The organism is Butyrivibrio sp. Su6, from assembly GCF_900108105.1.
Classification (GTDB): Bacteria; Bacillota; Clostridia; order Lachnospirales; family Lachnospiraceae; genus Butyrivibrio.
The window spans coordinates 60,038-82,697 of record NZ_FNUR01000016.1; the positions used below are offsets into that span (position 1 = coordinate 60,038).

Sequence of the window (22,660 nt, forward strand, 5' to 3'; positions counted from 1 at the left end):
TAACTATAACGAAGCCTCTTTATTTTTACCCATTTATGAATAAAATTAGACAATTCTGGAAAAATCTCAAGATCATAAACAAAATAAAAGTTTTTACAGGCAGCGTATTTTTTGCTACTTTAGCAATTCTTCTTTTTGATGTCTGGATCATTAAGCTCTTTATGATGGATTTCAATGACATTATGGAGGATAATTCCAAAAGCGGTGAGGTAATAAGCGCTCTTAATAAGGAAATAGACACATTTGATATGTACGTACACAGTGCAGATCCTTCTAATAAAACAGAATGGATAGAGAGTGTTAATGAAAGCGCGAAAACTCTGAATAAAGTCCCACTTGATTATGGGCGACTTGGGCAAGAGCGCTATGCGCTGATGTTTTCCTTTAAGACTGCTTATGGCGAATATAGCGTGGAAAGAGATAAGGTTATAGAGGATTTTCAGGATGGAAACGTTCTGATAGCAGATCTTTACAGGGTATATGGAATGCAAAAGTATCTGCTTCAGTATGCGCAGCATTTTGTTGACGTGACAATGAAGGAAGGCAATGCCAATTACCAAAAGCTCATGCCCGTCATCATAAGTGTCCCATTTTTGGTTTCAGCTATCGGCATCGTGGTATTTTTTATAATATTTGAAATCTCAAAGATCATGAACGCGTCAATTACCACTCCTGTGCTGACTCTTGCAAACGCTTCACGTAAAATTGCCGCAAATGATTTTTTTATTGATGACATTGAAGTCAGCAGCCAGGATGAGATTGGCGAGCTCGTCACTGCTTTTAACAAAATGAAATTTGCTACAGGCGAGTATATAAAGGCATTGGAAGACAAGAGAGTAGCGCTTGATCAGCTTCATGAGCAGGAAATGGAAAATCTAAAGATTGAAAAGCAGCTTGAGACAATGAACCTTGAGCTTTTGAAGAGCCAGATAAACCCGCATTTTCTTTTTAATACACTCAATGCTATAGCGGGAACCGCGAATCTGGAGGATGCGCCTACCACAGAGCAGATGATAGAAGCTTTAAGCTCATTGTTTAGATATAATCTAAAGACTCAGGCAAAAGAAACTTTGCTTTCGCAGGAACTAAAGATTTCAAAAGATTATATGTATCTTCAGAAAATGAGATTTGGTGAGAGAGTTCAATTTGAAATTGACTCAGAGGTGGATGAAAATGCAGTTATAGTGCCCACTTTCACCTTTCAGCCTCTTTTGGAAAATGCAATTATTCATGGCATATCCAAGAAAGTGGAGGGAGGAAAAGTGACCATAAAGATACGGCATGTAGGTGGAAGGCTGCATATAAATGTTGAAGATACCGGAGTTGGCATGGATGAGATAACTCTGTGGAATATAAAAAAGCAGCTTTATGATCAGACGCTTAATAAGAATCTTGAAAAAACAGTGGGAATAGGACTTGGTAATATATGTAAGCGCATCAGAGCGATGTATAGCGACGGAAATTTCGAAATTACCAGTAAAGAAGGAGAGGGAACAGTGATCTTCATTGACATACCTTTCTTAGACCCACAGATGCAGGTGGATAGCAATGTATAGAATATTAGTGGCAGACGATGAACCAATTGAACGACAGGTGATAAATAAAAAGATAAAAGCTTTTTTCCCGAATCTGGTTGAAGTCTTTGTGGCTGAGAATGGAATTGAGGCTGTGAAAAAATATACCGAGAATATGTGCAATATAGCTGTTCTTGACATTGAGATGCCTGGAATGAACGGACTTGAAGCGGCAACGCAGATCAGAAACCTTGATAAAGACTGCAGCATTATCTTTCTCACGGCATTTGATGAATTTAGTTATGCCAAAAGAGCTATTGAAGTAAGGGCCTTGGATTATCTTTTAAAACCCGGTTCTGATGAGGAACTGATCAATATATTGGAAGAGGCCTTCAGAATTTGCGATAGTAACAGCAAAGCCCCCAAAGCTGACCGTTCTCAAAAGGATTCAGGATCAGAGCCTTCCTTGGACTATAGCGAAGATGATATACATAGCAATACTCTCATCAGGGATATTACAGGGTACATAGAAAGCCATTACATGGAAGATATCGCTCTTCAGGATATTGCAGGATACTTAAATTATTCCGACGTTTATTTTTGCAAACTTTTCAAGCAAAATTTTGGCAAGAATTTCATTACGTACCTGAATGAGTTCAGAATGGCCCGGGCAAAAGATCTTTTGGCTGATCCAGGGATTAATATAAAAGATGTCGGATATAAAGCGGGATTTAGAGATCCTAATTATTTTACCAGGATATTTAAACGAATGGTGGGAATGACACCAAGCGAGTATAGGAGCGGAGCTTTGGAACAATGACAAAGAGATGGATATATGGCCTAGTGCTGTCTGTTTTGGGAATCATAGCTGCTGTTGCAGGCTTAAGGCTATTGCTTATGCTTAGCAGTGATCATATGAATAAAGAGCCGGAGTTTGTTCTTTTGTATGCGGAAAATCAGACCGAGGATTATCCCACTACCCTGGGGGCCCGGAAGTTTGCTGATCTTGTGTATGAACAGACGGATGGACGCATCAAAATACTGGTTAAGTATGACGCTGAGCTTGGAAGTGAGATGCAGGTTATTGAGCAAATGAAGTTTGGAGGAATTGCATTTGCAAGAGTGTCCCTGTCGCAGCTTGCTGAGTTTGCTCCGGCGCTTAATGCTCTGCAGCTTCCTTATTTGTATAGCGACTCGCAACATATGTGGAGAGTCCTGGAAGGAGGTATCGGGGATGAGTTCCTTAACTGTATTGAGGAACAGGAAATTGTTGGACTATCCTGGTATGACGCTGGGGCAAGAAATTTTTACAGCACAACTCCGATAAGAAAACTTGAAGATCTTCAGGGTATGAATGTAAGAGTGCAGGAGTCAGATATGATGGCTGACATGGTTTCAGCTCTTGGCGGCAATCCTGTAAAGATAGTGTATTCTGATGTGTATTCGGCATTTGAACAGAAGATAGTGGACTGTGCAGAAAACAACTGGCCATCATTTGAGGCGATGAAACACTATGATGTGGCAAGGTACTATACAATCGATGAACATACAAGAGTGCCTGAATTACAGATATGTTCAAAGGTTATCTGGGATAAGCTGGATGAAAATGACAGAGAGATAATTCGTGACTGTGCAAAAGAATCAGCAATTTATGAAAGACAGCTTTGGCAGGAAAGAGAAAAGTCGTCGAGGGAAGTTGCTGAAAAGAGAGGGGTCACCGTAATAGAGCTTTCGGCAAAAGAAAAATTAAGATTTAGGGAAGCTGTTTCTTCAGTGTATGAAAAATATGGCGGAGAGCAGATGGATATCATTAAGAGAATAATGGAATACTAAAAAGGGAGGTTTGTGCCTCCCTTTTTGAATTATATGGAATACTTATCTATTTCTTTTAACTCATCTTCTGTAAATGTAGTATTCTCGATAGCTTTTATGTTATCAAGAATCTGAGAAGATCTGGATGCGCCGATGATTACTGAAGTTATATAGTCGTCCTTAAGGTTCCACGCAAGCGCCATTTCGGCCAGTGTCTGACCACGCCTTTTGGCAATTTCATTTAAAGCCTTAATATTGGCGAGTTTTTCTTCTGTAAGCTGACCCTCTTTAAGGAAACGGCCGTCAGTGCGGATTCGGCTGTCCTCAGGAATACCATTCAGATATCTGTCTGTTAAAAGACCCTGTGCAAGAGGAGAGAAGCATATAATTCCTGTTCCAACCTCCTTAGACTTTTCCTTCAGACCATTTTTCTCTATTGTTCTGTCAAAAATGTTGTAGCGGTTCTGATTGATGATAAATGGAACATGAAGCTCTTTTAATATGGCGTGAGCTCTTTCAAGAGTAGGACCGTCATAATTGGAAATACCAACATAAAGAGCCTTGCCGCTTCTTACAATCTGGGCAAGAGCCTCCATTGTCTCTTCCAGAGGCGTCTCAGGATCCATTCTGTGATGGTAAAAAATATCTACATATTCAAGTCCCATTCTTTTAAGAGACTGATCGAGGCTTGCAATAAGATACTTGCGGCTGCCCCAGTCACCATATGGGCCGGGCCACATGTAATAGCCAGCCTTTGTTGAAATGATCATCTCATCTCTGTAGGATTTAAAGTTCTCTTTAAGTATCTTACCAAAGTTAAGTTCGGCGGCTCCATCTGCCGGACCATAGTTATTGGCAAGATCAAAATGTGTGATGCCGTTGTCAAATGCAGTCTTGCACATGTCTACCATGTTGTTGTAATCGGAGTTATCGCCGAAGTTGTGCCATAGCCCAAGAGATACGGCAGGAAGCTTCAGACCGCTTTTTCCACAACGGTTGTATGTCATTTCTTCGTAACGAGCAGTATTTGCAGTGTACATATAACCCTCCCTGAATAAAAAACTTTGTTTTAGTTTAATACTTTTTTAGGAAAAAAGCACAGAAAAAAAGCGTGATTTCTGTTAAAAAACAATCATATTTTTTAGTGAAAAATTAATGCACATAAGGTGACATCATGCTATAATTCACTTTGGTAAAAAACAACCTTTCAGGTTAATAAAACGGAGGAGAAAAATGGGAGAAAAACGACAGGCTATCTATGATGCCACGACTCTGGGGAAACCCAAAATGGCGCTCTTGGGATTGCAGCATATGTTTGCAATGTTTGGGGCGACGATCTTAGTTCCAATTTTAGTTAATGGTTATTTTAATGGGGAAGGACTTTCAGTTCAGGTTACACTTTTCTTTGCAGGTATTGGTACACTTCTTTTTCATCTTTTTTCTAAATTCAAGGTTCCCGCATTTCTGGGATCATCATTCGCATTCCTTGGTGGCTTTGCTACCGTAGCTAATTTAAATTCCGGTAAGTACGCTGATATGACATATGGAGAAAAACTTCCTTATGCTTGCGGTGGTATTGTTGTTGCAGGACTTCTTTATCTTATCCTTGCAGTAGTAATAAAGCTTGTAGGAGTAAAGAAGGTTATGCATTTCCTTCCTCCTGTAGTAACAGGACCTATTATTATCTGTATCGGACTTTCACTTGCACCATCTGCTGTTTCTAATGCTTCAGCAAACTGGTTCCTTGCACTTGTTGCACTTTCAGTAGTTATTATCTTTAATATCTGGGGCAAAGGAATGTTCAAGATCATTCCTATCCTTATGGGAGTAGTTATTTCTTACTGTGTTGCTCTTATAATGAATGCAATTGGCTTCACAAATGCAGACGGCAGTGCAATCCTTGATTTTGCACCTGTTGCAGCAGCTAGCTGGGTTGGACTTCCTCCTTTCCAGTTCGCAAAATTCGATCTTACAGCGATTCTTGTTATGGCTCCTATAGCAATTGCAACAATGATGGAGCACGTTGGTGATATCTCAGCTATTTCAGCTACAACAGACAAAAACTTTATCGAAGATCCCGGTCTTCACAGAACACTCTTTGGAGATGGACTTGCAACAGCAGTTGCAGGACTTTTCGGAGGCCCAGCCAATACAACTTATGGAGAGAACACCGGTGTTCTTGAGCTCTCTAAGGTATATGATCCAAAGGTTGTTGAAATCGCAGCTGTATATGCTATCGTAGTAAGCTTCATTCCTAAGATCTCAGACATTATTGGCACAATGCCAACAGCTATCATCGGTGGTATCAGCTTCATATTATATGGAATGATCTCAGCAATCGGTGTCAGAAATGTAGTAGAAAACAAGGTTGATTTCACAAAATCAAGAAATCTGATCGTTGCAGCAGTTATCCTTGTATCAGGACTTGGATTCTCTGATGGTATCACATTTACAATCGGAAATACTCCTGTAACTCTTACATCTCTTGCTATAGCAGCTCTTCTTGGAATCGTGCTCAATGCAGTATTACCTGGAAATGATTATGACTTCGGTGTTAATCATAAGGGCGACATCAATAGGGGCGTAAGCTTCAATAATCACGAAGAAGCAGGCTGATAAGCGTGTAATATCATACCAGGATTTCGGTAAAAATTTTTATCGAAATCCTGGTATTTTTTTTGTAAAAACCTGTTGATTATTGATTTGATATATGCTATGATGTTAAATGGTCTTTTTAGGAAAAGGGGTATTTGTGCCCTTTTTCAGGCATTATTCTGTTACCATGCAGGAAAGGAGAAACAATGAAAGTTAGGTCTTCTGTTAAGCCTATGTGCGAAAAGTGCAAGGTTATTAAGAGAAAGGGCGTTATCAGAGTAATCTGTGACAACCCTAAGCACAAACAGAGACAGGGTTAATTCGAGCCGTTTCGGATTACTTTTTGATACCAATAATGAATTGAGTATTGGAAAGATCGGATTAAGTACTGTCCGATTGGGCGTTAGATGCCCCAATCAAACAAGTAACAGCTCTGGCAAAAAAGTCCGGAGCAAGAGGAGAAAAGCTTCTCATTAAACTATTATTTATTTGTTAAATGGAGGAATTAAAATGGCTCGTATTGCAGGTGTAGATTTACCTAGAGATAAGCGAGTAGAGATCGGTTTGACATATATCTACGGTATCGGTAGAACAAGCTCAAACAAGATTCTTGAAGCAGCAAAAGTAAATCCGGACACACGTGTTCGCGATCTTACAGACGAAGAAGTAAAGAGAATTGCCGAGATCATCGGTAACGACTACGAAGTAGAGGGTGACCTTAGAAGAGAAGTTGCTATGAACATCAAGAGACTCACTGAGATCGGATGTTTCAGAGGAATGCGTCACAGAAGAGGACTTCCTTGCCGTGGTCAGAGAACTAAGACAAATGCAAGAACAAGAAAAGGACCAAAGAGAACAATCGCTAATAAGAAGAAGTAATTCTTTCCAGAGGCTATTGGGACCAGTTGAATTTGTGCATGGCGAATTCATAAGTAACATTATAACTAGTATTTATAGGAAGAAAGTAGGTTAGTTTAAAATGGCAAATCAGAAATCAGCTACAGCTGCAAAGAAGGCAGCTGCAAAAAAGCGTGTCAAGAAAAACGTTGAACACGGACAGGCACATATCCAGTCATCTTTCAATAACACAATCGTTACATTGACAGATGCTGCAGGAAACGCTCTTAGCTGGGCAAGTGCCGGCGGTCTGGGATTTAAGGGTTCAAGGAAATCTACTCCTTATGCTGCACAGGTAGCTGCAGAGACAGCAACTAAGGCTGCACTTGTACATGGCCTTAAGACTGTTGATGTATTCGTTAAGGGACCAGGATCAGGAAGAGAAGCTGCTATCAGAGCTCTTGCTGCAAGCGGTCTTACAGTTACATCTATCACAGACGTAACACCTGTACCACATAACGGATGCCGCCCACCTAAGCGTCGTAGAGTATAATCGGTGATTTTATCACGATTATAAGCAGTTATTTGTGCATATATAAATGTAAACAATAACTCGTTGGACGAAGGTGCTTAACACTGTAAACAACATCAGAATGTGAAAACAATCTGAGAATAAGAAAGGAGCCAAAAAATGGCAGTAAACAGAGTTCCCGTATTAAAGAGATGCAGATCACTTGATTTGGATCCAACATTCCTTGGATATGACAAGAAGTCCAAGAGAACATCAGCTAGAGCTGGTAAGAAAATGAGTGAGTATGGACTTCAGCTCCGTGAGAAGCAGAAGGCTAAGTTTATCTATGGCGTTCTTGAGAAGCCTTTCAGAAATTATTATGTTCGTGCTGACAGAATGAAGGGTCAGACAGGTTCAAACCTTATGACAATTCTTGAGAGCAGACTTGACAACGTAATCTTCAGAATGGGATTCGCTAGAACAAGAAGAGAAGCTAGACAGGTTGTTCTTCATAAGTTCATCACAGTTAATGGAAAGATGATCAACATCCCTTCATACCTTATCAAGGCTGGCGATGTAATCGAAGTTAAAGAAGCAGCTAAGAATATCCAGAGATTCAAGGATATTTCAGAGATCACAGCAGGAAGACTTGTTCCTGAATGGCTTGATGTTAACAAGGAAGGCCTTAAGGGTACAGTTAAAGAACTTCCTTCAAGAGAAGTTATTGATGTACCAGTTGACGAAATGCTTATCGTCGAGTTGTACTCAAAATAATGATATAATTAACTTGTTAACAAACCACTTAAGGAGGGTATATCAGTGTTTGATTTTGAAAGACCAAATATTGAAGTTGCTGAAATCTCAGATGATAAGAAGTATGGTAAATTCGTAGTAGAGCCTCTCGAGAGAGGATACGGTATTACACTGGGCAATTCCCTTCGCAGGATTATGCTCTCTTCATTACCTGGAGCAGCAGTAAGCCAGGTTAAGATTGAAGGCGTTCTGCATGAGTTCAGTTCTATTCCTGGTGTTAAGGAAGATGTAACTGAGATCATTATGAATATCAAGAATCTTTCAATTAAGAATTCTTCTGACACAAATGAACCAAAGACTGCTTACATAGAGTTCAATGGTGAAGGTGTTGTGAAAGCTTCTGATATTCAGGTAGATCAGGATATCGAGATCATGAATCCTGATCAGGTAATCGCTACACTTTCCGGAAAAGATGCTAAGCTTTATATGGAGCTTACTATCACAAAGGGAAGAGGTTATGTAAGCTCAGACAAGAATAAGACTGGCGATCTTCCTATCGGAGTTATCGCTATCGATTCTATCTACACACCTGTAGAGAGAGTAAACGTAACTGTTGAGAATACTCGTGTAGGTCAGGTTACTGATTTTGATAAGCTTACACTTGATGTTCACACTGATGGAACACTTGCTCCAGACGAGGCTGTAAGCCTTGCTGCAAAGGTTCTTTCAGAGCATCTTAGCCTCTTCATCGATCTTTCAGAGAATGCCAAGACTGCAGAAGTTATGGTGGAGAAGGAAGATGATGAGAAGGGTAAGGTTCTTGAGATGTCAATTGATGAACTTGAGCTCTCAGTTCGTTCATTCAACTGCCTCAAGAGAGCTGGAATCAATACAGTTCAGGAACTTGCTAACAAGACTCCTGATGATATGATGAAGGTTCGTAATCTTGGCCGTAAGTCACTTGAGGAAGTTCTTGCAAAGCTTGACGAGCTTGGACTTTCACTCAGAGCAGATGGCGAATAATTACTAATATCATTCAAATGAATATCCGGATCAGGTAAAGCCGATGTGTACTGATCCGGGTTCTCATATGTAACATTTACAGCATCTGGAAAGTAAGACCGATGGGCATTTCCTCATGTTAACTGGCAGGGGAAACCTGCAGATGAGAAAGGAATTAAAACAATGGCAATGTACAGAAAGCTTGGAAAAGCAACAAAACCTAGAAGAGCACTTCTTCGTAACCAGGTAACAGCACTTCTTTACAATGGTAAGATCATTACTACAGAAGCAAGAGCAAAAGAAATCAAGAAGATCGTAGAGCCTATGATCACTCTTGCAGCTAAAGAGAAGGACAACTTCGAGACACTTACAGTTGACTGCAAAGTTCCTGAGAAGGACAAAGACGGCAGAAGAGTAAAAGAAGTTGTTGATGGCAAGAAGGTTACAAAGTATACAACAGTTAAGAAGGAAATCAAGAAAGATATGCCTTCACGTATGCACGCAAGAAGACAGCTTCTCAAGACTCTTTATCCTGTAGTTGAAGTTCCACAGGAGAACAAGGGAAGAAAGAGAAACACAAAGGAAATCGATCTTGTAGCAAAACTTTTCGATGAGTATGGTCCTAAGTATGCAGACCGTAAGGGTGGATACACAAGAATCATCAAGATTGGTCAGAGAAAAGGCGATGCAGCAATGATGGTTGTTCTTGAGCTTGTGTGAGCAACGAGCCACGCCAGATGAAATGATAAGAGAGAGTTTATAGATGCTTGCATCTGATAAACTCTCTCTTTTTATTTCAGTTGATGCGGCGACTGCCGCGTCAACGAGGAACAAGCGAAGCGGTTCCGAGTCTGGCGTGTGAATTTTGTGAGACATGCGTTCCACTCGAAATTTTGCTTTGCAAAATTCCTCGTTGTACGGCATTCGCCGTATCCATAAAAAATAGACTATAGCCTTATGAAAGTAAACTTTCAACGTCTATAGTCTATTTTTTATTGCGCATGGCTCAATTTGAACGCTCAAAGTGTTGATAATCTTTTACTGAATTCCAGTTGCCACCCCATGTAAAACCATGCTCTTTAAAAAGCTTGTAGGCAAGATCATTTTCATCAATCTTATAGGGAAAAGCAGAGGCTCTGTCTGCATAAGCTTCACTCCCTTCTGGGGAGATATTTATAGAACCGTCTTTATTGTATGTTATATAAGGGTTATAAAAAGGATTTAAATCTACAGCAAGCCCTTTTGCATGATTTGAAAGTCTTGTTGTACCTTCAACGACGCGGTAATTAAAACAGGAAGTATTATTGGCAAGCATTGATGCAGTATCATCTCCGTTATACTCGTCAATGAGCCTGATGCTCTCAATATGGTAACTGTTTTGATATAATTCGCAGAATATTTCTAATAAATCCTCTGCTATGGACTTGTTACAAATCATTTCACCCGTCTGGGTATCCCCGTTAAAATCATTGTATAAAAGGCTGAGATACCTAAGATCATCTAGTGGTACTGAGCAGTCTGCCGGATAAGAAATCCCGGAAATTCTTTTGAAAATCTCATTTGAAATTGGTTCGTAGTAGAAACCATCCTTATATACAAATCTGTCTGCGGAATCATCTGACAGAGCCTGCGTATCTTCCTGCGATGATGCTAAAGATGCTGCCTCATTAGAAGCCTTTGAAGGAATCACAGATGATTCATCTTTTGTAGTGACTGTCCCAGAAGTGATATTTAGCTCTTTTGATGAAATGAATGAAGAGGACTCATCAGTGCTTGAAATAGCCGTATCTGTTGAAGCTACTGCGGAGACTTCAGGGATTTTATCATTTTTTTGTGCATATTCCTCTAAAGTTTCACCTCCGGCAAGGATTCTCGCAGCAATTGCGCAGAATATAATTACGCCGCCTAAAAAAGCAAAATCTTTTAAATATTTCTTGTTCATTTGAATAAACCTCGCATATAATACATAAATGATATCACATTTGTGATATACTGTTGCAGTATGGTAGGTAAAAAACATGATACGTACTGATAATCTTGTATTTGAATATATTAGAAGAGATGAAGAAGGCAATGTTGAGGGCATTACAAGGGCAATTGATAATGTTAACCTTGATATAAAGCCCGGACAGTTCATTGCCATTCTCGGACATAACGGTTCAGGTAAGTCTACTTTGGCCAAGCATTTTAATGCGCTTTTATATCCTACAGAAGGCCAGGTATTTGTAGATGGCATGAATACTGAGGACGAGTCACATCTTTGGGATATCAGACAGGAAGCCGGAATGGTATTCCAAAATCCGGATAACCAGATAATCGGACAGGTCGTAGAAGAGGATGTGGGATTCGGCCCTGAAAATATGGGTGTTCCGACTGATGAGATATGGGAAAGAGTGGAAGAGAGTCTTCGCACTGTGGGGATGCTCAAGTTTAGAAAATCATCGCCCAATCATCTCTCTGGCGGTCAGAAGCAGCGAGTGTCCATAGCAGGTGTAATAGCGATGCATCCCAAGTGCATTATTTTCGACGAGCCTACAGCCATGCTTGATCCTAACGGCCGTAAGGATGTTATCAGGGCAGCAAGAGCGCTTAATAGCGTTGAAGGGATAACAATAATACTTATTACACACTATATGGAAGAAGTAATATATGCCGACAAGGTCTTTGTTATGGATGGCGGCCATATAGAAATGCAGGGAACACCAAGGGAGATCTTTTCACAGGTTGATAAGTTAAAAGAGCTTCGTCTGGGAGTTCCACAGGTTACTCTTTTAGCGCATGAACTTAAAGAGAGCGGCCTGCCGCTTCCTGATGGAATACTTTCGAGAGAAGAACTTGTTGATGAATTGAAAAAACTGAAACTTCAGCAGGGATAACTTTTTCATCAATAAGAGAATGAGAGAAAAATATAACTATGTCGATAATACTTGATCATGTTAATTACATATATGATGAAGACACTGCCATGGCTCATGCAGCACTGATAGACGTCAATCTTGAGATTCCCAAGGGACAGTTTATCGGGCTTATTGGTCACACTGGATCAGGAAAGTCTACACTTATCCAGCACATGAATGGACTTGTTAAGCCAACAAGCGGCAATGTTTATTTTGATGGAAAAGACATTTTTGATGCTGATTTTGATAAAAAAGCTTTAAGAGCCAAGGTTGGTCTTGTGTTCCAATATCCTGAACATCAGCTTTTTGAGATGGATTGCTTTAAGGATGTGTGTTTTGGGCCTAAGAACCTGGGACTTCCGCAAAAAGAGGTGGAGCTAAGAGCGTACGAGGCTTTAAAGCAGGTTGGTTTTGATGATGAGTATTTTTATCAGTCACCCTTTGACCTCTCAGGTGGACAAAAGAGGCGTGTGGCAATTGCAGGAGTACTTGCCATGAAGCCTGAAGTGCTTATTCTTGATGAACCTACAGCCGGGCTTGATCCCAAGGGGCGTGAAGATATACTTGGACTAATTTCTAAGCTACACAAGGAGATGGGCATTACGGTTATTCTTGTAAGCCACAGTATGGATGATGTAGCGGATTATGTTCAGCGAATAATCGTAATGAACAAGGGAAAAGTAACCTTTGACGGTGAACCCAAGGCAGTATTTAAGCACTATAAAGAACTTGAAGAAATAGGCCTGTCAGCTCCTACCGTTACTTATGTGATGCAGGAATTAAAAGCTGCAGGATTTGATGTTGATACAGAGGCTACCACTATTGAGGAAGCCAAAAATGAGATACTTAAGGTGTTTGGAAAATGTTAAGAGACATTACGCTTGGACAATATTATAGAACAGACTCGGTGATACACAGACTTGATCCAAGGGTTAAGCTGGTGGCGACATTTGCGTTTATCATTTCTCTTTTTCTTGTAAAAAATGTGTGGGGATATGTTATTGCTGCTGTATTTTTAGGAGCATGCATTGCACTTTCAAATGTTCCTGTCAAGTTTATGTTCAGAGGAATGAAGACTATCTTTTTCCTTTTGGTCATAACTATGGTGTTTAACCTGATACTGACACCAGGAACGCCAATTGTGAGCATTTGGAAAATAAAGATCACCTATGAGGGACTGAGGCTTGCTATTTTGATGGCTATAAGGCTTGTTTTTCTTATAACAGGCTCATCAATAATGACACTTACAACTACGCCCAACAATCTTACAGATGGCCTGGAAAGTGTGTTAAAACCTCTTAAGGTTCTTCATGTCCCGGTGCACGAGATAGCAATGATGATGTCCATTGCCCTCAGATTCATACCGATTCTTTTGGAAGAGACGGATAAGATCATGAAAGCGCAGATGGCAAGAGGCGCAGATTTTGAGAGCGGTTCACTTATAAACAGAGCTAAGAGCCTGGTGCCTTTACTTGTTCCTCTTTTCATATCCGCATTTAGAAGAGCCCTTGATCTTGCCATGGCTATGGAAGCAAGGTGCTACCGTGGCGGAGAAGGAAGAACCAAGATGAAACCGCTTATTTATCAGAACAGAGACAGGATCGCTTATGTTGTGCTATTGATTTACCTTGTGGCGATAGTTGTGTTTGGAAGATTATTGTTTGTTTAATGATTAGTTCTTTTGATTTCTGTTATTGATTATTAAAATATATTTTTTTTAGAATGTATTTTGCAAAATGTCTTTGTTACAGGAGTAATAGTTGAAAAAACGCAGGATAATGCTGGTTGTTTCCTATGATGGAACAGCTTATAACGGATGGGCACTTCAAAAAAGTACCCACAATACAATTGAAGAAATGCTTAACAGGGCAATTCATGGACTGACCGGTGAGGAAGTGGAAGTGATCGGTGCAAGCCGCACGGATGCAGGAGTTCATGCCTATGGTAACATAGCGGTTTTTGATACTTCGTCGTCAATTCCCGGAGACAAGTTCTCGTATGCGCTTAATCATATTCTTCCGCAGGATATATGCGTTACTGAGTCAAGAGAGGTGCATCCTGATTTTCATCCAAGGCACTGTGATACGCTTAAGACCTATGAGTACAGGGTACTGAATTCTAAGATGCCTGTTCCCACAAGGCGCTTTTATACTTATCATTTTAGTATGCCTTTGGACATTGACGTTATGAACGAGGCAGCTCATTACCTCGAAGGAGAGCATGATTTTACGAGCTTTTGCAATGTTGAATCGCAGGCAGTCAGTCATGTTCGTACCATAAAAAAAGTTGAGGTATTTCGTCACGGTGATGAGGTAGTTATAAGGGTTATCGGAAATGGTTTTCTTTATAACATGGTAAGGATAATTGCAGGTACTCTTTTACAGATTGGACGAGGAAAAGGGGAACCATCAGATATTAAGGAAATGATCGATAAAAAGGATAGAAAAGCAGCAGGGCCTACTGCTCCGGCATGTGGCCTTTTCCTGATAAAATATGAGTTTTTGGACGGAATTCCCGGACCGGAAACAGCTGAAGATGACTGAACAAAAAATATAGATGTTTTATCCGAAAAAGAGGCAAAACATCTTGACAAATCTTTTGTTTGCGTCCTATAATATCTTACTGTGTGACAAAGTTTATTCTATAACTATGCCCACAAAATTGTAAGTGACATATTGATGTCCCGGTAAGCTTCAATATGTTCATATATATACTGCAGGATCAGGTGAAGGGTTTTGCAGAGGTTACAAATTAAGTATTAGTTTTAATTTGGAGGAAACATAATGAAAACTTATATGCCTAGTGCAACTACAGTAGAGAAAAAGTGGTATGTAGTTGATGCTACAGATATGACACTTGGACGTCTTGCTTCTAACGTTGCAAACGTACTCAGAGGAAAGAACAAGCCTATTTACACACCTAACATCGACACAGGTGATTATGTAATCGTAATCAATGCAGAGAAGATTAAAGTTTCTGGTAAGAAGCTTGATCAGAAGATGTATTGGCACCACACAGATTATGTTGGACATCACAAGGAGTTCTCACTTCGTCAGATGCTCAACGATAAGCCAGAGAGAGTTATCGAGCATGCTGTAAAGGGAATGCTTCCTAAGGGATCTCTTGGTAGAGAAATGTACACAAAGCTTCACGTATATGCTGGTTCAGAGCATCCACACGCAGCTCAGAAGCCTGAAGTATTAACATTTTAATCTGGTAAGTGAAGGAGAATAATAAAATGGCAAAGTCAGCTAATTACTATGGAACAGGTAGAAGAAAGAAATCAATCGCTAGAGTATACCTTGTTTCTGGAAATGGAAATATAACAATCAATAAGAGATCTATCGATGAGTATTTCGGACTTGAGACACTCAAGGTTATCGTTAGACAGCCTCTCGTAGCTACAGAGACAGCAGATAAGTTTGATGTAGTTGTTACTGTAAGAGGTGGCGGCACAACAGGTCAGGCTGGTGCTATCAGACATGGTATTTCAAGAGCTCTTCTTCAGGCTGATTCAGATGAGTACAGACCTGTACTTAAGAAGGCTGGATACCTTACAAGAGATCCTCGTATGAAGGAAAGAAAGAAGTACGGCTTAAAGAAAGCTCGTCGTGCTCCACAGTTCAGCAAGAGATAATCTTTCGAGATTCAAAAAGAATTTACAAACCTCAGAAACTCAGTGTTTCTGGGGTTTTTCTTTTATCTATAATTGTATTCAGTTGTGGTGAAACGCAGAAAATTTTGTACCGTAAACAGCGAGTAAACAGCAGGTAGACAGCAAAATTATCAAGTCTTAGATTATATTTATTGCTTCTACCAGAGACTGGATATCAAGGTGTGTGTACACTTTCTCTGTCAGAGACATTGCTCCGGAGTGTCCTACGATTTTCTTGATCATTGTAGGATCCACATGAGCTTCCGCCAGCATTGATATGCAGGTGTGCCTAGTATCATGAGGATTGTGCTCCATCCCAAGGTTTTCTATTAGTGGTGTCCAGTAGCTGTCTTTATAGTTCCTGTAGGTGAATTTTTTGTTGTCATCTGTGTGAAGAAGGTACTCACAATCAGAGGATTCATACCAGGCTTTGTAGAATGGGAGAACCTTATCTGCTATAGGAACCTTTCTGATACCATTTTCAGTTTTACTTAGTATCACATCGAAATACTGTTCTTCGAGATGCACATTATTCTTTTCCAAATCCAGTAGTTCAGATATTCTACAGCCGTTATAAATCAGCATCAGTACTGTCTGGTAGAACGGATCATCCTTGAGTTCCCATAATCTGTCAATCTCAGCTTTTGAAAAGATATCTCTCTCAACCTTATTTGGATTTTTGTCCTTATACTTGAGGATATCTACAAATTCGGAATAGTCCTTGTTACAGATATCGTTCTTAAGGGCGTAATCGTAAAGCTGATTGAAAAGGACTTTGATTTTACGGAGTGTAGGATAATTCTTTCCGCAGGTATCAATGACATTCTGAAGCTCTGCCAGCCTTATATCTCTAAAAGTTTTATTGTAAAGGGTGCCACATACGTTATATGAGGCTGTATACCCATGCACGTTGGATTTAGAGATGGTAGGATACTTTGCTTCAGACCAGGCATTATATACGTCTGTGAATGTCATTTTGGCTGCTTTTGTATCAAATGGATTCTGATGATAATCTGATAGCATTTGCAAGCCTTCCTGCTTGGTTTCAGCATATCCTATGACATTGTACGTCTGCTTTTTGGTACCTTTTTCCGGATCAATGGTCCATCCGGTGGTTACTCTTACCATATAGGGCTTTCTGCGTTTCCCGGACATTTTCATAACACTTCCATATCCGTTTGGTAATTTCAAATAATATCGACCTCCTTTGATGCTCAGGTTATTTATGAAAAAGGGGATAGTCCCTTAATCACCTTTCTTATCGGGCAATGCTACATTTGCGTAGTATGCAAGTTCTGTTTCAAACCAGTGATTAAATCTATCTTCATTTGATAGGCCTTGTTCAAGGCTTTCTCGTTCATCTGCGTATCTTTCCAGAAAAAGGCAGAGATCTGCGTTGTTTTCTGCTATTTCATCGTTTCCCATGAATTTAAGGCTACAGCTCCACTCTTCAGTTTTTGGCGGGCGATTTACGTCTATATTGAAGTGAAGACCTGCTTTTTTATTTAATTCGTTTAGAACATAGAGGACATCTGAGAGAGTATCTAAAGTAATGTTCTTCTTCTGATATCCAATAAGTTCTGCCGGGGAGATATTAAGAATATTTGCGATCTCATTCAGTATACCTATTGAAGGTTCTATTTCACCGCTTTCATATTTCTGTACGGTACGCATAGTTTTGCCTAGCCTGTTAGCCAGTTCAGTCTGACTGAGGTGCTGAGCTTTGCGAGCCTGCTTAATTCTATTTCCAATATCAGATCCATTGTTCATCGTACTGACCTCCTTGTGTGAATTGTAACATGTAGTAATACGAATTGCAAGAGCGTAATACGAATTATTAATACATATTTTGTGTTGACAAATGAATTACTAAGACGTATTATCAAAATACGAACTAGTAATTCGTATTTTAAAAGAAGGGAGGTGAAAAAGTATGGAAGACAAAAAGTTATATGTAGAACTACCAAGATTTACCGGTAGAAATGTTCCTATAACTGAGGTTGCCGAGGCAATGCACAAGGATGCACAGTTCGTAAGAATTGGAATCCAGCAGGGGATATTCAAATTTGGATATGCCATGAAGAAAGAGAATTCCAGTGAATACAACTACTATTGTCCAGACAGAAAGGTATGGGAAGAGATTGGATACTTTAGTCCAGAAGCAGTCTAAAATGAAAAAACTCTCTTGCTGGTAACAAGAGAGTGAATGAAAAGCTGGAGCTTTTGTAAATTCGATTAAATAAAGTATAGCAAGGGTTCCGGCCAAGTTCAACAAAAAAGTAAGATTGGAGGAATCAAAATGGAAACAGGCAAACCAGAATTAAAGCTTATCCAGATGTCAGATGTAGAAGCTGAAGAAGTTTCCTGGCTATGGTATCCGTTTATACCATATGGAAAGCTTACCATCATTCAGGGAGATCCCGGAGATGGAAAAACAACTTTTGTACTAAATGCAGCAGCGAAGTTATCAAAAGGAATTTCGTTAGATACAGGTCTGCAGAGTGAGGAACCAATAAACATCATATATCAGACAGCAGAAGATGGACTGGCTGATACGGTAAAGCCAAGACTTGAAGGTGCCGGGGCTGACTGCTCCAAAATCCATGTGATAGATGAGAGTGATAAATCGCTATCAATGGTAGATGAGAGAGTTGAACAGGCAATCATAAGGACTGGAGCAAAACTCCTGATCCTTGATCCACTACAGGCATATCTCGGAGGCGGAATGGATATGAATAGAGCTAACGAAGCAAGAGATATGACTAAGAAGCTGGGAGCTTTGGCGGAGAAGTACAAATGTGCAATCATCCTAATCGGACACATGAACAAAGCTTCCGGAAACAAGGCAGCTTATCGAGGGATGGGATCAATTGACTTCTACGCAGTAGCAAGAAGTGTCCTGCTGGTAGGAAGGATAGAAGGAGAACCGGAACTAAGGGCAATAGTCCAAATAAAGAACAACTTAGCAGCATTTGGACATTCCAAGGCCTTCAGATTATCAGAAAAGGGATTCGAGTGGATTGGAGATTATGAAATAACCGCAGACGAAGTTCTCGGAGGAATTGCACCGAAAGCAAATAAGCAGGAAAAGGCGATAGCTCTTCTGAGAGAATTGGCTGAAGACCATAATATGATCCCAAGTAACGAGGCAGTAGAACTGGCTAAAGAAGAGGATATATCAAAAAGAACTCTGGAAATAGCCAAAAACGAACTTGGAATAAAAGCCAGGAGAATCAACAATACTTGGTACTGGATATTGAAAGAGAACGAATGATAATCAAGACCGCAACAATGTAAGTTATCTGAAGTTACACTCTTAAGATTGCAAGGTTGTAAAAAGATAAAGACACTGCATTGTTGCGGACTAGAAGAAAGGGACGAATGAAAAACGTACAGATATCACAGGAATTATTTATAAGGCTGGTACGATTATTGGTCTTTGAGTTTGATGAAGATACTGATCTGATCAAAAAAGAACTTGAAGACAAGATGGAAAAACTAGCAAGGCATGAAATCTATTCAAAGTTCAAGACAGCACCCACAGAAGAGGAGAAGGAAAAAGCTCGTCAGGACTACCTCGATATGGTGGGAATGCACAGGGATTTTAGATGGTGATTTCCCTTGATGGATTGAACGGGAGCGTGACACGCTCCGGTAATAATCAGCCAAGGAATGAATGGTTTGGCAGGCGAGCGGAGCGAGCTTCCCCATAACGTGTCGTTATGGGTAACCCCCTATGGATAATGACATTACACATCATTATCCGGGGGCTCTCCGAGGGGCCTGCCGGCGGCAAAAAATACGAAAGGATTTAGTTTATGATAACAGTGACATTTCACATTTCATGTAAGAAGCATTCGCTCACTAAAACGCGAGATGTGGTTTCGGTGAGCAAACACAATCTTCGATTATTTCAAAGCGAAGAGTATAACGAAGAAATGATCGAAGTGGAAGTCGGGAGTGAAGTAAATATTCTCGATGATGTAAAAGAGATTTATGAAAGGGAATTCTCTGAGGCACTTGCGGAATACAACAAAGGTAAAAGAAGTGACAGACAGATTCATGACTATCTGGAGTATGTATCTGAAAGCAAAAAGAACGATGTGGCTACGGAGGTAATTCTCCAAGTAGGGGATAAGGAATTCTGGGCAGATAAGACGAGAGAGCAGTGGAATGCAATGAAGCCACTCTTGAGAGAACAGCTTGAATATGTAAAAGAGATAGTTCCGGAATTCAAAATCGCATCGGCGGTAACACACTTGGATGAGGATTCACCTCATATGCACGTAGTAGGAGTTCCGGTAGCAACAGGATACAAACGAGGACTAAGCAAACAGGTGGCAAAAACAAAAGTGTTTGATCAGGAGAGACTAGAAAAAATACAAGATCTAATGCACGATTTTGTAGAGCATCAGATGAAAGACCACCCGGAGATCTTTGGAGATGAAAACTTAAAGCCAAAGGAAAAAGGAAGGAATAGCGACTTCTCAAAAGAATTCTACTTAAGGCTAAAGCAGCAAGAATATGAAAAGCTGAAAGATAAGTGCCAGGAGAAGGAGACACAGATTGAAGCTTTGGATGATACGGCTAAAGAAATGAAGCAGGATATAGAAAGCAAAGTCGACCAATATGTGGACTCAGTAGTGAATTCGGAAATGAAGAAGGAATTCATGAGATACGCAACACTTGAAAATCCCAAGACTACACTGGGAAAACTTGTCTCGAAAGCATTCAAAACATTCAAAGAATGGTGGGATAAAACCAAGAAGCCTGAGGTAGCTGAAAAGGCTAGGACAAGTCTCTTACAAAAGCTTAGAGAGAACCAGACAATCGTAGATCAGAGGAAGGAACAGCAAGGTCCGAATCTCAAAAGGAATAATCTCAGTCCGGAGAGATGAATACTATGATAGCAGTAGGCAGGGGCGTGAAAACGCCCTTGTTTTATGTGGGTGCATTGGATAGAATAAGAAATAGTGGTTATAAATTCAATCATACCAAAGAAGTAATGATTATATTCCAGTATATATGACAATAGAGAGGTTGATATGAATTTTCTATTTGTAGCACTTGGTGGTGCCTTGGGTGCAGTAGCGCGATATGCAATAAGTCTGATTCCTGTTAAGACTTATTTTCCGATATTAACTCTGATTACAAATATCCTCGGTGCCATACTAATTGGATTCATTGTTGGAATTACCAGTAACCGAGAAAGTGTATCTGATAATACCATTCTTTTCTGGAAGACAGGGGTGTGTGGAGGTTTTACCACATTCTCTACATTTTCCCTTGAAGCTTTTAATTTGTTTGAGAAGAAACAATATATGAATGGCGGATTATATGTGGTACTGAGTTGTTGTTGCTGCATATTTGGAATTCTATGCGGAAAGAAACTTGCGACGATAATAAAACTTTGAATTTCAGGATAATGAAATAAGCAAATCGGGATTAGTGGAGTAGAACATGGATAAAAAAAGGGCTTTGTCTGGCGCCATAATATTTATAACCCTGATGGGAATCGTAAGTCTGTTTTCGGACATGACTCATGAAGGCGCCAGAAGCATATTGGGCGAATATCTGAACCTCGCAGGGGCATCCGCTGCAACCATCGGATTTGTGTCCGGTATAGGAGAATTGTGCGGGTATTCACTAAGGCTCATATCCGGATTTATAGCAGATAAAACGAAGAAATACTGGACATTTGTTATCACGGGCTATGTAATACAGGCTCTGGCGATTCCTGCACTGGCACTCGTACCTGAACATGGCTGGATTTGGGCCTGCGGTCTTGTAATCCTAGAGCGTATCGGAAAAGCGATAAAAAAGCCTGCCAAAAACACATTGGTAAGCTTTGCGGCAAGCGAGATCGGAACCGGAAAAGGCTTTGCCTATCAGGAGTTTCTGGATCAGCTTGGCGCGTTTCTCGGACCGGTACTGCTTTTTGTAACAGCTCTTGTAAAAGGTACAGACGACCTTTTTACAACATATAGAATCTCTTTTGCGATACTGCTTGTTCCTGCAATGATCACCATAGCTCTTGTTTTGACAGCAAAGATAAGATACCCTGATCCGGAGATCTTTGAAAAGCAGGAAGATAAACCGGCAAGCTTTGAATTCAGGAAGTCATTTGTTCTGTTCATGGCGGCCATCTGCTTTTTTGCTTTTGGCTTTGCAGACTTCACCCTGATCACACTTCATTCGGCTAATACCGGAGCATTTAATGAATCCATGCTCAGCCTGCTATATGCTGGGGCAATGGCTGTGGATGCCTTTGCTGCACTATTCTTTGGCTGGCTTTATGATAAGGTCGGGCTGAAGGCTCTGATCATTTCCACACTATGCAGCACATTCTTCTCATATTTTGTTTTTATGACTGGAAATGCCTGGTTGATCGGAGCTGGGATAATTCTGTGGGGGATTGGAATGGGTGCGCAGGAAAGTATTATGAAAGCAGCTGTCAGCGGAATCGTCCCGCGTTCCATGCGAAGCACCGGTTTCGGAATATTTGAGACAGGATTTGGTATTGCGTGGTTTCTGGGCAGTTGGCTTCTCGGTGCCCTGTATGATTTGAATCCTGTGTATCTTGTCACTGTGTCTGTGGTATCACAGTTTCTGGCGATTGTATTTTATGCTTTATGCCTCCGGTGCAATAAGATAGAGTGCTAACAATTCCAGTTTGCTGGAATGAGCATTATACCGGAAGATAATTAAATAAGGTGACAAAAGAAATGGATAGAATTGAATTCAAATGGACTGATGGAAACAATGAAGCTTTTCAACAGTTCTATATAGAAACGGAAAAATACTATAGTCAGATTGTTGGCGGGGTAGAAAAAAGAGCTGGGTTTGTTCCATACAATCTATCTGATACTATATCTGATGTTCTCATAGCATATATCAACGGAAAACCTGTTGGTTGTGCAGGACTGAAAAAGTATTCTGATAGTGATGTTGAGATAAAGCGTGTATGGGTAGAAGCTGAGTCAAGAGGTCAAAAGATTGCTAGTAGAATGATGGACTTTATTGAGGAAAAAGCCAGACAAATGAATTACAAGAGAGCAATACTGCAAACAAGACCTATTATGTT

General features: G+C 40.2%; 27 protein-coding genes. 23 read left to right on the forward strand and 4 right to left on the reverse strand.

Annotation, left to right across the window (positions count from 1 at the left end):
• The first annotated feature begins 35 nt into the window (after nucleotides 1-35).
• From C4S54_RS14635 to C4S54_RS14645, 3 genes are read left to right on the forward strand one after another with little or no spacing between them, the layout of a single operon-like run.
• On the forward strand, nucleotides 36-1,556 hold the full coding sequence (locus C4S54_RS14635) for a sensor histidine kinase (RefSeq protein ID WP_103870160.1): 1,521 nt from the start codon (nucleotides 36-38) through the stop codon (nucleotides 1,554-1,556).
• Nucleotides 1,549-2,334 carry a response regulator transcription factor gene (locus C4S54_RS14640; protein ID WP_103870161.1) on the forward strand — a complete coding sequence of 262 codons (786 nt, stop codon included), beginning with the start codon at nucleotides 1,549-1,551 and terminating at the stop codon, nucleotides 2,332-2,334. Before C4S54_RS14635 ends, C4S54_RS14640 begins: the two co-directional genes overlap by 8 nt.
• A complete protein-coding gene (locus tag C4S54_RS14645) occupies nucleotides 2,331-3,347 on the forward strand; it encodes a TRAP transporter substrate-binding protein (protein WP_103870162.1) in 1,017 nt (338 codons plus the stop codon). The genes C4S54_RS14640 and C4S54_RS14645 overlap by 4 nt, the downstream gene beginning before the upstream one ends.
• Before the next feature lie 29 nt (nucleotides 3,348-3,376).
• Here C4S54_RS14645 and mgrA read toward each other — a convergent pair whose 3' ends face one another.
• Nucleotides 3,377-4,366, reverse strand: a complete 990-nt coding sequence (gene mgrA, locus C4S54_RS14650; RefSeq protein ID WP_103870163.1) for an L-glyceraldehyde 3-phosphate reductase — start codon at nucleotides 4,364-4,366, stop codon at nucleotides 3,377-3,379.
• A gap of 193 nt (nucleotides 4,367-4,559) precedes the next feature.
• On the opposite strand from mgrA, the gene C4S54_RS14655 reads away from it, so the two are divergent.
• From C4S54_RS14655 to C4S54_RS14685, 7 genes are all read left to right on the forward strand, one after another.
• A complete protein-coding gene (locus C4S54_RS14655; RefSeq protein WP_103870164.1) occupies nucleotides 4,560-5,942 on the forward strand; it encodes a uracil-xanthine permease family protein in 1,383 nt (460 codons plus the stop codon).
• Nucleotides 5,943-6,127: 185 nt separating this feature from the next.
• Nucleotides 6,128-6,241 (forward strand): 50S ribosomal protein L36, encoded by a 114-nt coding sequence (gene rpmJ, locus C4S54_RS14660; RefSeq protein ID WP_013280022.1) that lies wholly within the window; start codon nucleotides 6,128-6,130, stop codon nucleotides 6,239-6,241.
• A 190-nt stretch (nucleotides 6,242-6,431) separates the two neighbouring features.
• Nucleotides 6,432-6,800 (forward strand): 30S ribosomal protein S13, encoded by a 369-nt coding sequence (gene rpsM, locus C4S54_RS14665; RefSeq protein ID WP_026663745.1) that lies wholly within the window; start codon nucleotides 6,432-6,434, stop codon nucleotides 6,798-6,800.
• Nucleotides 6,801-6,900: 100 nt separating this feature from the next.
• Nucleotides 6,901-7,311, forward strand: coding sequence for a 30S ribosomal protein S11 (gene rpsK, locus C4S54_RS14670; protein ID WP_022772964.1), 411 nt, complete (start codon nucleotides 6,901-6,903; stop codon nucleotides 7,309-7,311).
• Nucleotides 7,312-7,449: 138 nt separating this feature from the next.
• A complete protein-coding gene (gene rpsD, locus C4S54_RS14675) occupies nucleotides 7,450-8,043 on the forward strand; it encodes a 30S ribosomal protein S4 (protein WP_022772965.1) in 594 nt (197 codons plus the stop codon).
• A 45-nt stretch (nucleotides 8,044-8,088) separates the two neighbouring features.
• Nucleotides 8,089-9,045: a DNA-directed RNA polymerase subunit alpha gene (locus C4S54_RS14680; RefSeq protein WP_022772967.1), complete on the forward strand. Its 957-nt coding sequence runs from the start codon at nucleotides 8,089-8,091 to the stop codon at nucleotides 9,043-9,045.
• A 162-nt stretch (nucleotides 9,046-9,207) separates the two neighbouring features.
• Nucleotides 9,208-9,744: a bL17 family ribosomal protein gene (locus C4S54_RS14685; RefSeq protein WP_022772968.1), complete on the forward strand. Its 537-nt coding sequence runs from the start codon at nucleotides 9,208-9,210 to the stop codon at nucleotides 9,742-9,744.
• A 286-nt stretch (nucleotides 9,745-10,030) separates the two neighbouring features.
• On the opposite strand, the gene C4S54_RS14690 is transcribed toward C4S54_RS14685, so the two are convergent.
• The gene (locus C4S54_RS14690; protein WP_103870165.1) at nucleotides 10,031-10,966 is read right to left on the reverse strand and encodes a M15 family metallopeptidase; all 936 of its coding nucleotides are present in this window, start codon (nucleotides 10,964-10,966) and stop codon (nucleotides 10,031-10,033) included.
• Nucleotides 10,967-11,042: 76 nt separating this feature from the next.
• On the opposite strand from C4S54_RS14690, the gene C4S54_RS14695 reads away from it, so the two are divergent.
• From C4S54_RS14695 to rpsI, 6 genes are all read left to right on the forward strand, one after another.
• Complete coding sequence (locus C4S54_RS14695; RefSeq protein ID WP_103870166.1) at nucleotides 11,043-11,900, forward strand: energy-coupling factor transporter ATPase; 858 nt, start codon at nucleotides 11,043-11,045, stop codon at nucleotides 11,898-11,900.
• Between the two features lie 38 nt (nucleotides 11,901-11,938).
• On the forward strand, nucleotides 11,939-12,790 hold the full coding sequence (locus C4S54_RS14700) for an energy-coupling factor transporter ATPase (RefSeq protein ID WP_022772972.1): 852 nt from the start codon (nucleotides 11,939-11,941) through the stop codon (nucleotides 12,788-12,790).
• Nucleotides 12,784-13,590 (forward strand): energy-coupling factor transporter transmembrane component T family protein, encoded by an 807-nt coding sequence (locus C4S54_RS14705; protein WP_103870167.1) that lies wholly within the window; start codon nucleotides 12,784-12,786, stop codon nucleotides 13,588-13,590. Before C4S54_RS14700 ends, C4S54_RS14705 begins: the two co-directional genes overlap by 7 nt.
• A 91-nt stretch (nucleotides 13,591-13,681) precedes the next feature.
• Nucleotides 13,682-14,464, forward strand: coding sequence for a tRNA pseudouridine(38-40) synthase TruA (truA, locus tag C4S54_RS14710; RefSeq protein ID WP_242973835.1), 783 nt, complete (start codon nucleotides 13,682-13,684; stop codon nucleotides 14,462-14,464).
• 240 nt (nucleotides 14,465-14,704) lie between these two features.
• The gene (gene rplM, locus C4S54_RS14715) at nucleotides 14,705-15,133 is read left to right on the forward strand and encodes a 50S ribosomal protein L13 (RefSeq protein ID WP_022772976.1); all 429 of its coding nucleotides are present in this window, start codon (nucleotides 14,705-14,707) and stop codon (nucleotides 15,131-15,133) included.
• Between the two features lie 26 nt (nucleotides 15,134-15,159).
• A complete protein-coding gene (gene rpsI, locus C4S54_RS14720; protein WP_103870169.1) occupies nucleotides 15,160-15,558 on the forward strand; it encodes a 30S ribosomal protein S9 in 399 nt (132 codons plus the stop codon).
• Nucleotides 15,559-15,714: 156 nt separating this feature from the next.
• Here the strand turns inward: rpsI and C4S54_RS14725 are convergent, their stop codons facing one another.
• Both C4S54_RS14725 and C4S54_RS14730 read right to left on the reverse strand, forming a co-directional pair.
• A complete protein-coding gene (locus C4S54_RS14725; RefSeq protein ID WP_200821082.1) occupies nucleotides 15,715-16,767 on the reverse strand; it encodes a tyrosine-type recombinase/integrase in 1,053 nt (350 codons plus the stop codon).
• Nucleotides 16,768-16,821: 54 nt separating this feature from the next.
• On the reverse strand, nucleotides 16,822-17,346 hold the full coding sequence (locus tag C4S54_RS14730) for a helix-turn-helix domain-containing protein (protein ID WP_051226447.1): 525 nt from the start codon (nucleotides 17,344-17,346) through the stop codon (nucleotides 16,822-16,824).
• Between the two features lie 163 nt (nucleotides 17,347-17,509).
• On the opposite strand from C4S54_RS14730, the gene C4S54_RS14735 reads away from it, so the two are divergent.
• The 7 genes from C4S54_RS14735 to C4S54_RS14765 form a co-directional block, all read left to right on the forward strand.
• Entirely contained in the window at nucleotides 17,510-17,746 is a 237-nt protein-coding gene (locus C4S54_RS14735; protein WP_013280038.1) for a hypothetical protein, read from the forward strand.
• 129 nt (nucleotides 17,747-17,875) lie between these two features.
• On the forward strand, nucleotides 17,876-18,850 hold the full coding sequence (locus C4S54_RS14740) for an AAA family ATPase (protein ID WP_103870170.1): 975 nt from the start codon (nucleotides 17,876-17,878) through the stop codon (nucleotides 18,848-18,850).
• A 107-nt stretch (nucleotides 18,851-18,957) separates the two neighbouring features.
• The gene (locus C4S54_RS14745; protein ID WP_090168072.1) at nucleotides 18,958-19,191 is read left to right on the forward strand and encodes a complexin-2; all 234 of its coding nucleotides are present in this window, start codon (nucleotides 18,958-18,960) and stop codon (nucleotides 19,189-19,191) included.
• 323 nt (nucleotides 19,192-19,514) lie between these two features.
• On the forward strand, nucleotides 19,515-20,474 hold the full coding sequence (locus C4S54_RS14750) for a plasmid recombination protein (RefSeq protein WP_242973836.1): 960 nt from the start codon (nucleotides 19,515-19,517) through the stop codon (nucleotides 20,472-20,474).
• 147 nt (nucleotides 20,475-20,621) lie between these two features.
• Complete coding sequence (gene crcB / locus C4S54_RS14755; RefSeq protein ID WP_026512050.1) at nucleotides 20,622-20,990, forward strand: fluoride efflux transporter CrcB; 369 nt, start codon at nucleotides 20,622-20,624, stop codon at nucleotides 20,988-20,990.
• Between the two features lie 46 nt (nucleotides 20,991-21,036).
• Nucleotides 21,037-22,239, forward strand: coding sequence for an MFS transporter (locus C4S54_RS14760; RefSeq protein ID WP_103870172.1), 1,203 nt, complete (start codon nucleotides 21,037-21,039; stop codon nucleotides 22,237-22,239).
• A gap of 62 nt (nucleotides 22,240-22,301) precedes the next feature.
• A partial coding sequence (locus tag C4S54_RS14765) for a GNAT family N-acetyltransferase (RefSeq protein WP_103869207.1) occupies nucleotides 22,302-22,660 on the forward strand: 359 nt, incomplete at its 3' end.

Excerpts from the sequence above, each read along its gene's own strand:
- C4S54_RS14635 (WP_103870160.1), top strand. The coding sequence starts at position 36 with ATGAATAAAATTAGACAATTCTGGAAAAATCTCAAGATCATAAACAAA.
- C4S54_RS14640 (WP_103870161.1), top strand. The coding sequence starts at position 1,549 with ATGTATAGAATATTAGTGGCAGACGATGAACCAATTGAACGACAGGTG.
- C4S54_RS14645 (WP_103870162.1), top strand. The coding sequence starts at position 2,331 with ATGACAAAGAGATGGATATATGGCCTAGTGCTGTCTGTTTTGGGAATC.
- mgrA (WP_103870163.1), bottom strand. The coding sequence starts at position 4,366 with ATGTACACTGCAAATACTGCTCGTTACGAAGAAATGACATACAACCGT.
- C4S54_RS14655 (WP_103870164.1), top strand. The coding sequence starts at position 4,560 with ATGGGAGAAAAACGACAGGCTATCTATGATGCCACGACTCTGGGGAAA.
- rpmJ (WP_013280022.1), top strand. The coding sequence starts at position 6,128 with ATGAAAGTTAGGTCTTCTGTTAAGCCTATGTGCGAAAAGTGCAAGGTT.
- rpsM (WP_026663745.1), top strand. The coding sequence starts at position 6,432 with ATGGCTCGTATTGCAGGTGTAGATTTACCTAGAGATAAGCGAGTAGAG.
- rpsK (WP_022772964.1), top strand. The coding sequence starts at position 6,901 with ATGGCAAATCAGAAATCAGCTACAGCTGCAAAGAAGGCAGCTGCAAAA.
- rpsD (WP_022772965.1), top strand. The coding sequence starts at position 7,450 with ATGGCAGTAAACAGAGTTCCCGTATTAAAGAGATGCAGATCACTTGAT.
- C4S54_RS14685 (WP_022772968.1), top strand. The coding sequence starts at position 9,208 with ATGGCAATGTACAGAAAGCTTGGAAAAGCAACAAAACCTAGAAGAGCA.
- C4S54_RS14690 (WP_103870165.1), bottom strand. The coding sequence starts at position 10,966 with ATGAACAAGAAATATTTAAAAGATTTTGCTTTTTTAGGCGGCGTAATT.
- C4S54_RS14695 (WP_103870166.1), top strand. The coding sequence starts at position 11,043 with ATGATACGTACTGATAATCTTGTATTTGAATATATTAGAAGAGATGAA.
- C4S54_RS14700 (WP_022772972.1), top strand. The coding sequence starts at position 11,939 with ATGTCGATAATACTTGATCATGTTAATTACATATATGATGAAGACACT.
- C4S54_RS14705 (WP_103870167.1), top strand. The coding sequence starts at position 12,784 with ATGTTAAGAGACATTACGCTTGGACAATATTATAGAACAGACTCGGTG.
- rplM (WP_022772976.1), top strand. The coding sequence starts at position 14,705 with ATGAAAACTTATATGCCTAGTGCAACTACAGTAGAGAAAAAGTGGTAT.
- rpsI (WP_103870169.1), top strand. The coding sequence starts at position 15,160 with ATGGCAAAGTCAGCTAATTACTATGGAACAGGTAGAAGAAAGAAATCA.
- C4S54_RS14730 (WP_051226447.1), bottom strand. The coding sequence starts at position 17,346 with ATGAACAATGGATCTGATATTGGAAATAGAATTAAGCAGGCTCGCAAA.
- C4S54_RS14735 (WP_013280038.1), top strand. The coding sequence starts at position 17,510 with ATGGAAGACAAAAAGTTATATGTAGAACTACCAAGATTTACCGGTAGA.
- C4S54_RS14740 (WP_103870170.1), top strand. The coding sequence starts at position 17,876 with ATGGAAACAGGCAAACCAGAATTAAAGCTTATCCAGATGTCAGATGTA.
- C4S54_RS14745 (WP_090168072.1), top strand. The coding sequence starts at position 18,958 with ATGAAAAACGTACAGATATCACAGGAATTATTTATAAGGCTGGTACGA.
- C4S54_RS14750 (WP_242973836.1), top strand. The coding sequence starts at position 19,515 with ATGATCGAAGTGGAAGTCGGGAGTGAAGTAAATATTCTCGATGATGTA.
- crcB (WP_026512050.1), top strand. The coding sequence starts at position 20,622 with ATGAATTTTCTATTTGTAGCACTTGGTGGTGCCTTGGGTGCAGTAGCG.
- C4S54_RS14760 (WP_103870172.1), top strand. The coding sequence starts at position 21,037 with ATGGATAAAAAAAGGGCTTTGTCTGGCGCCATAATATTTATAACCCTG.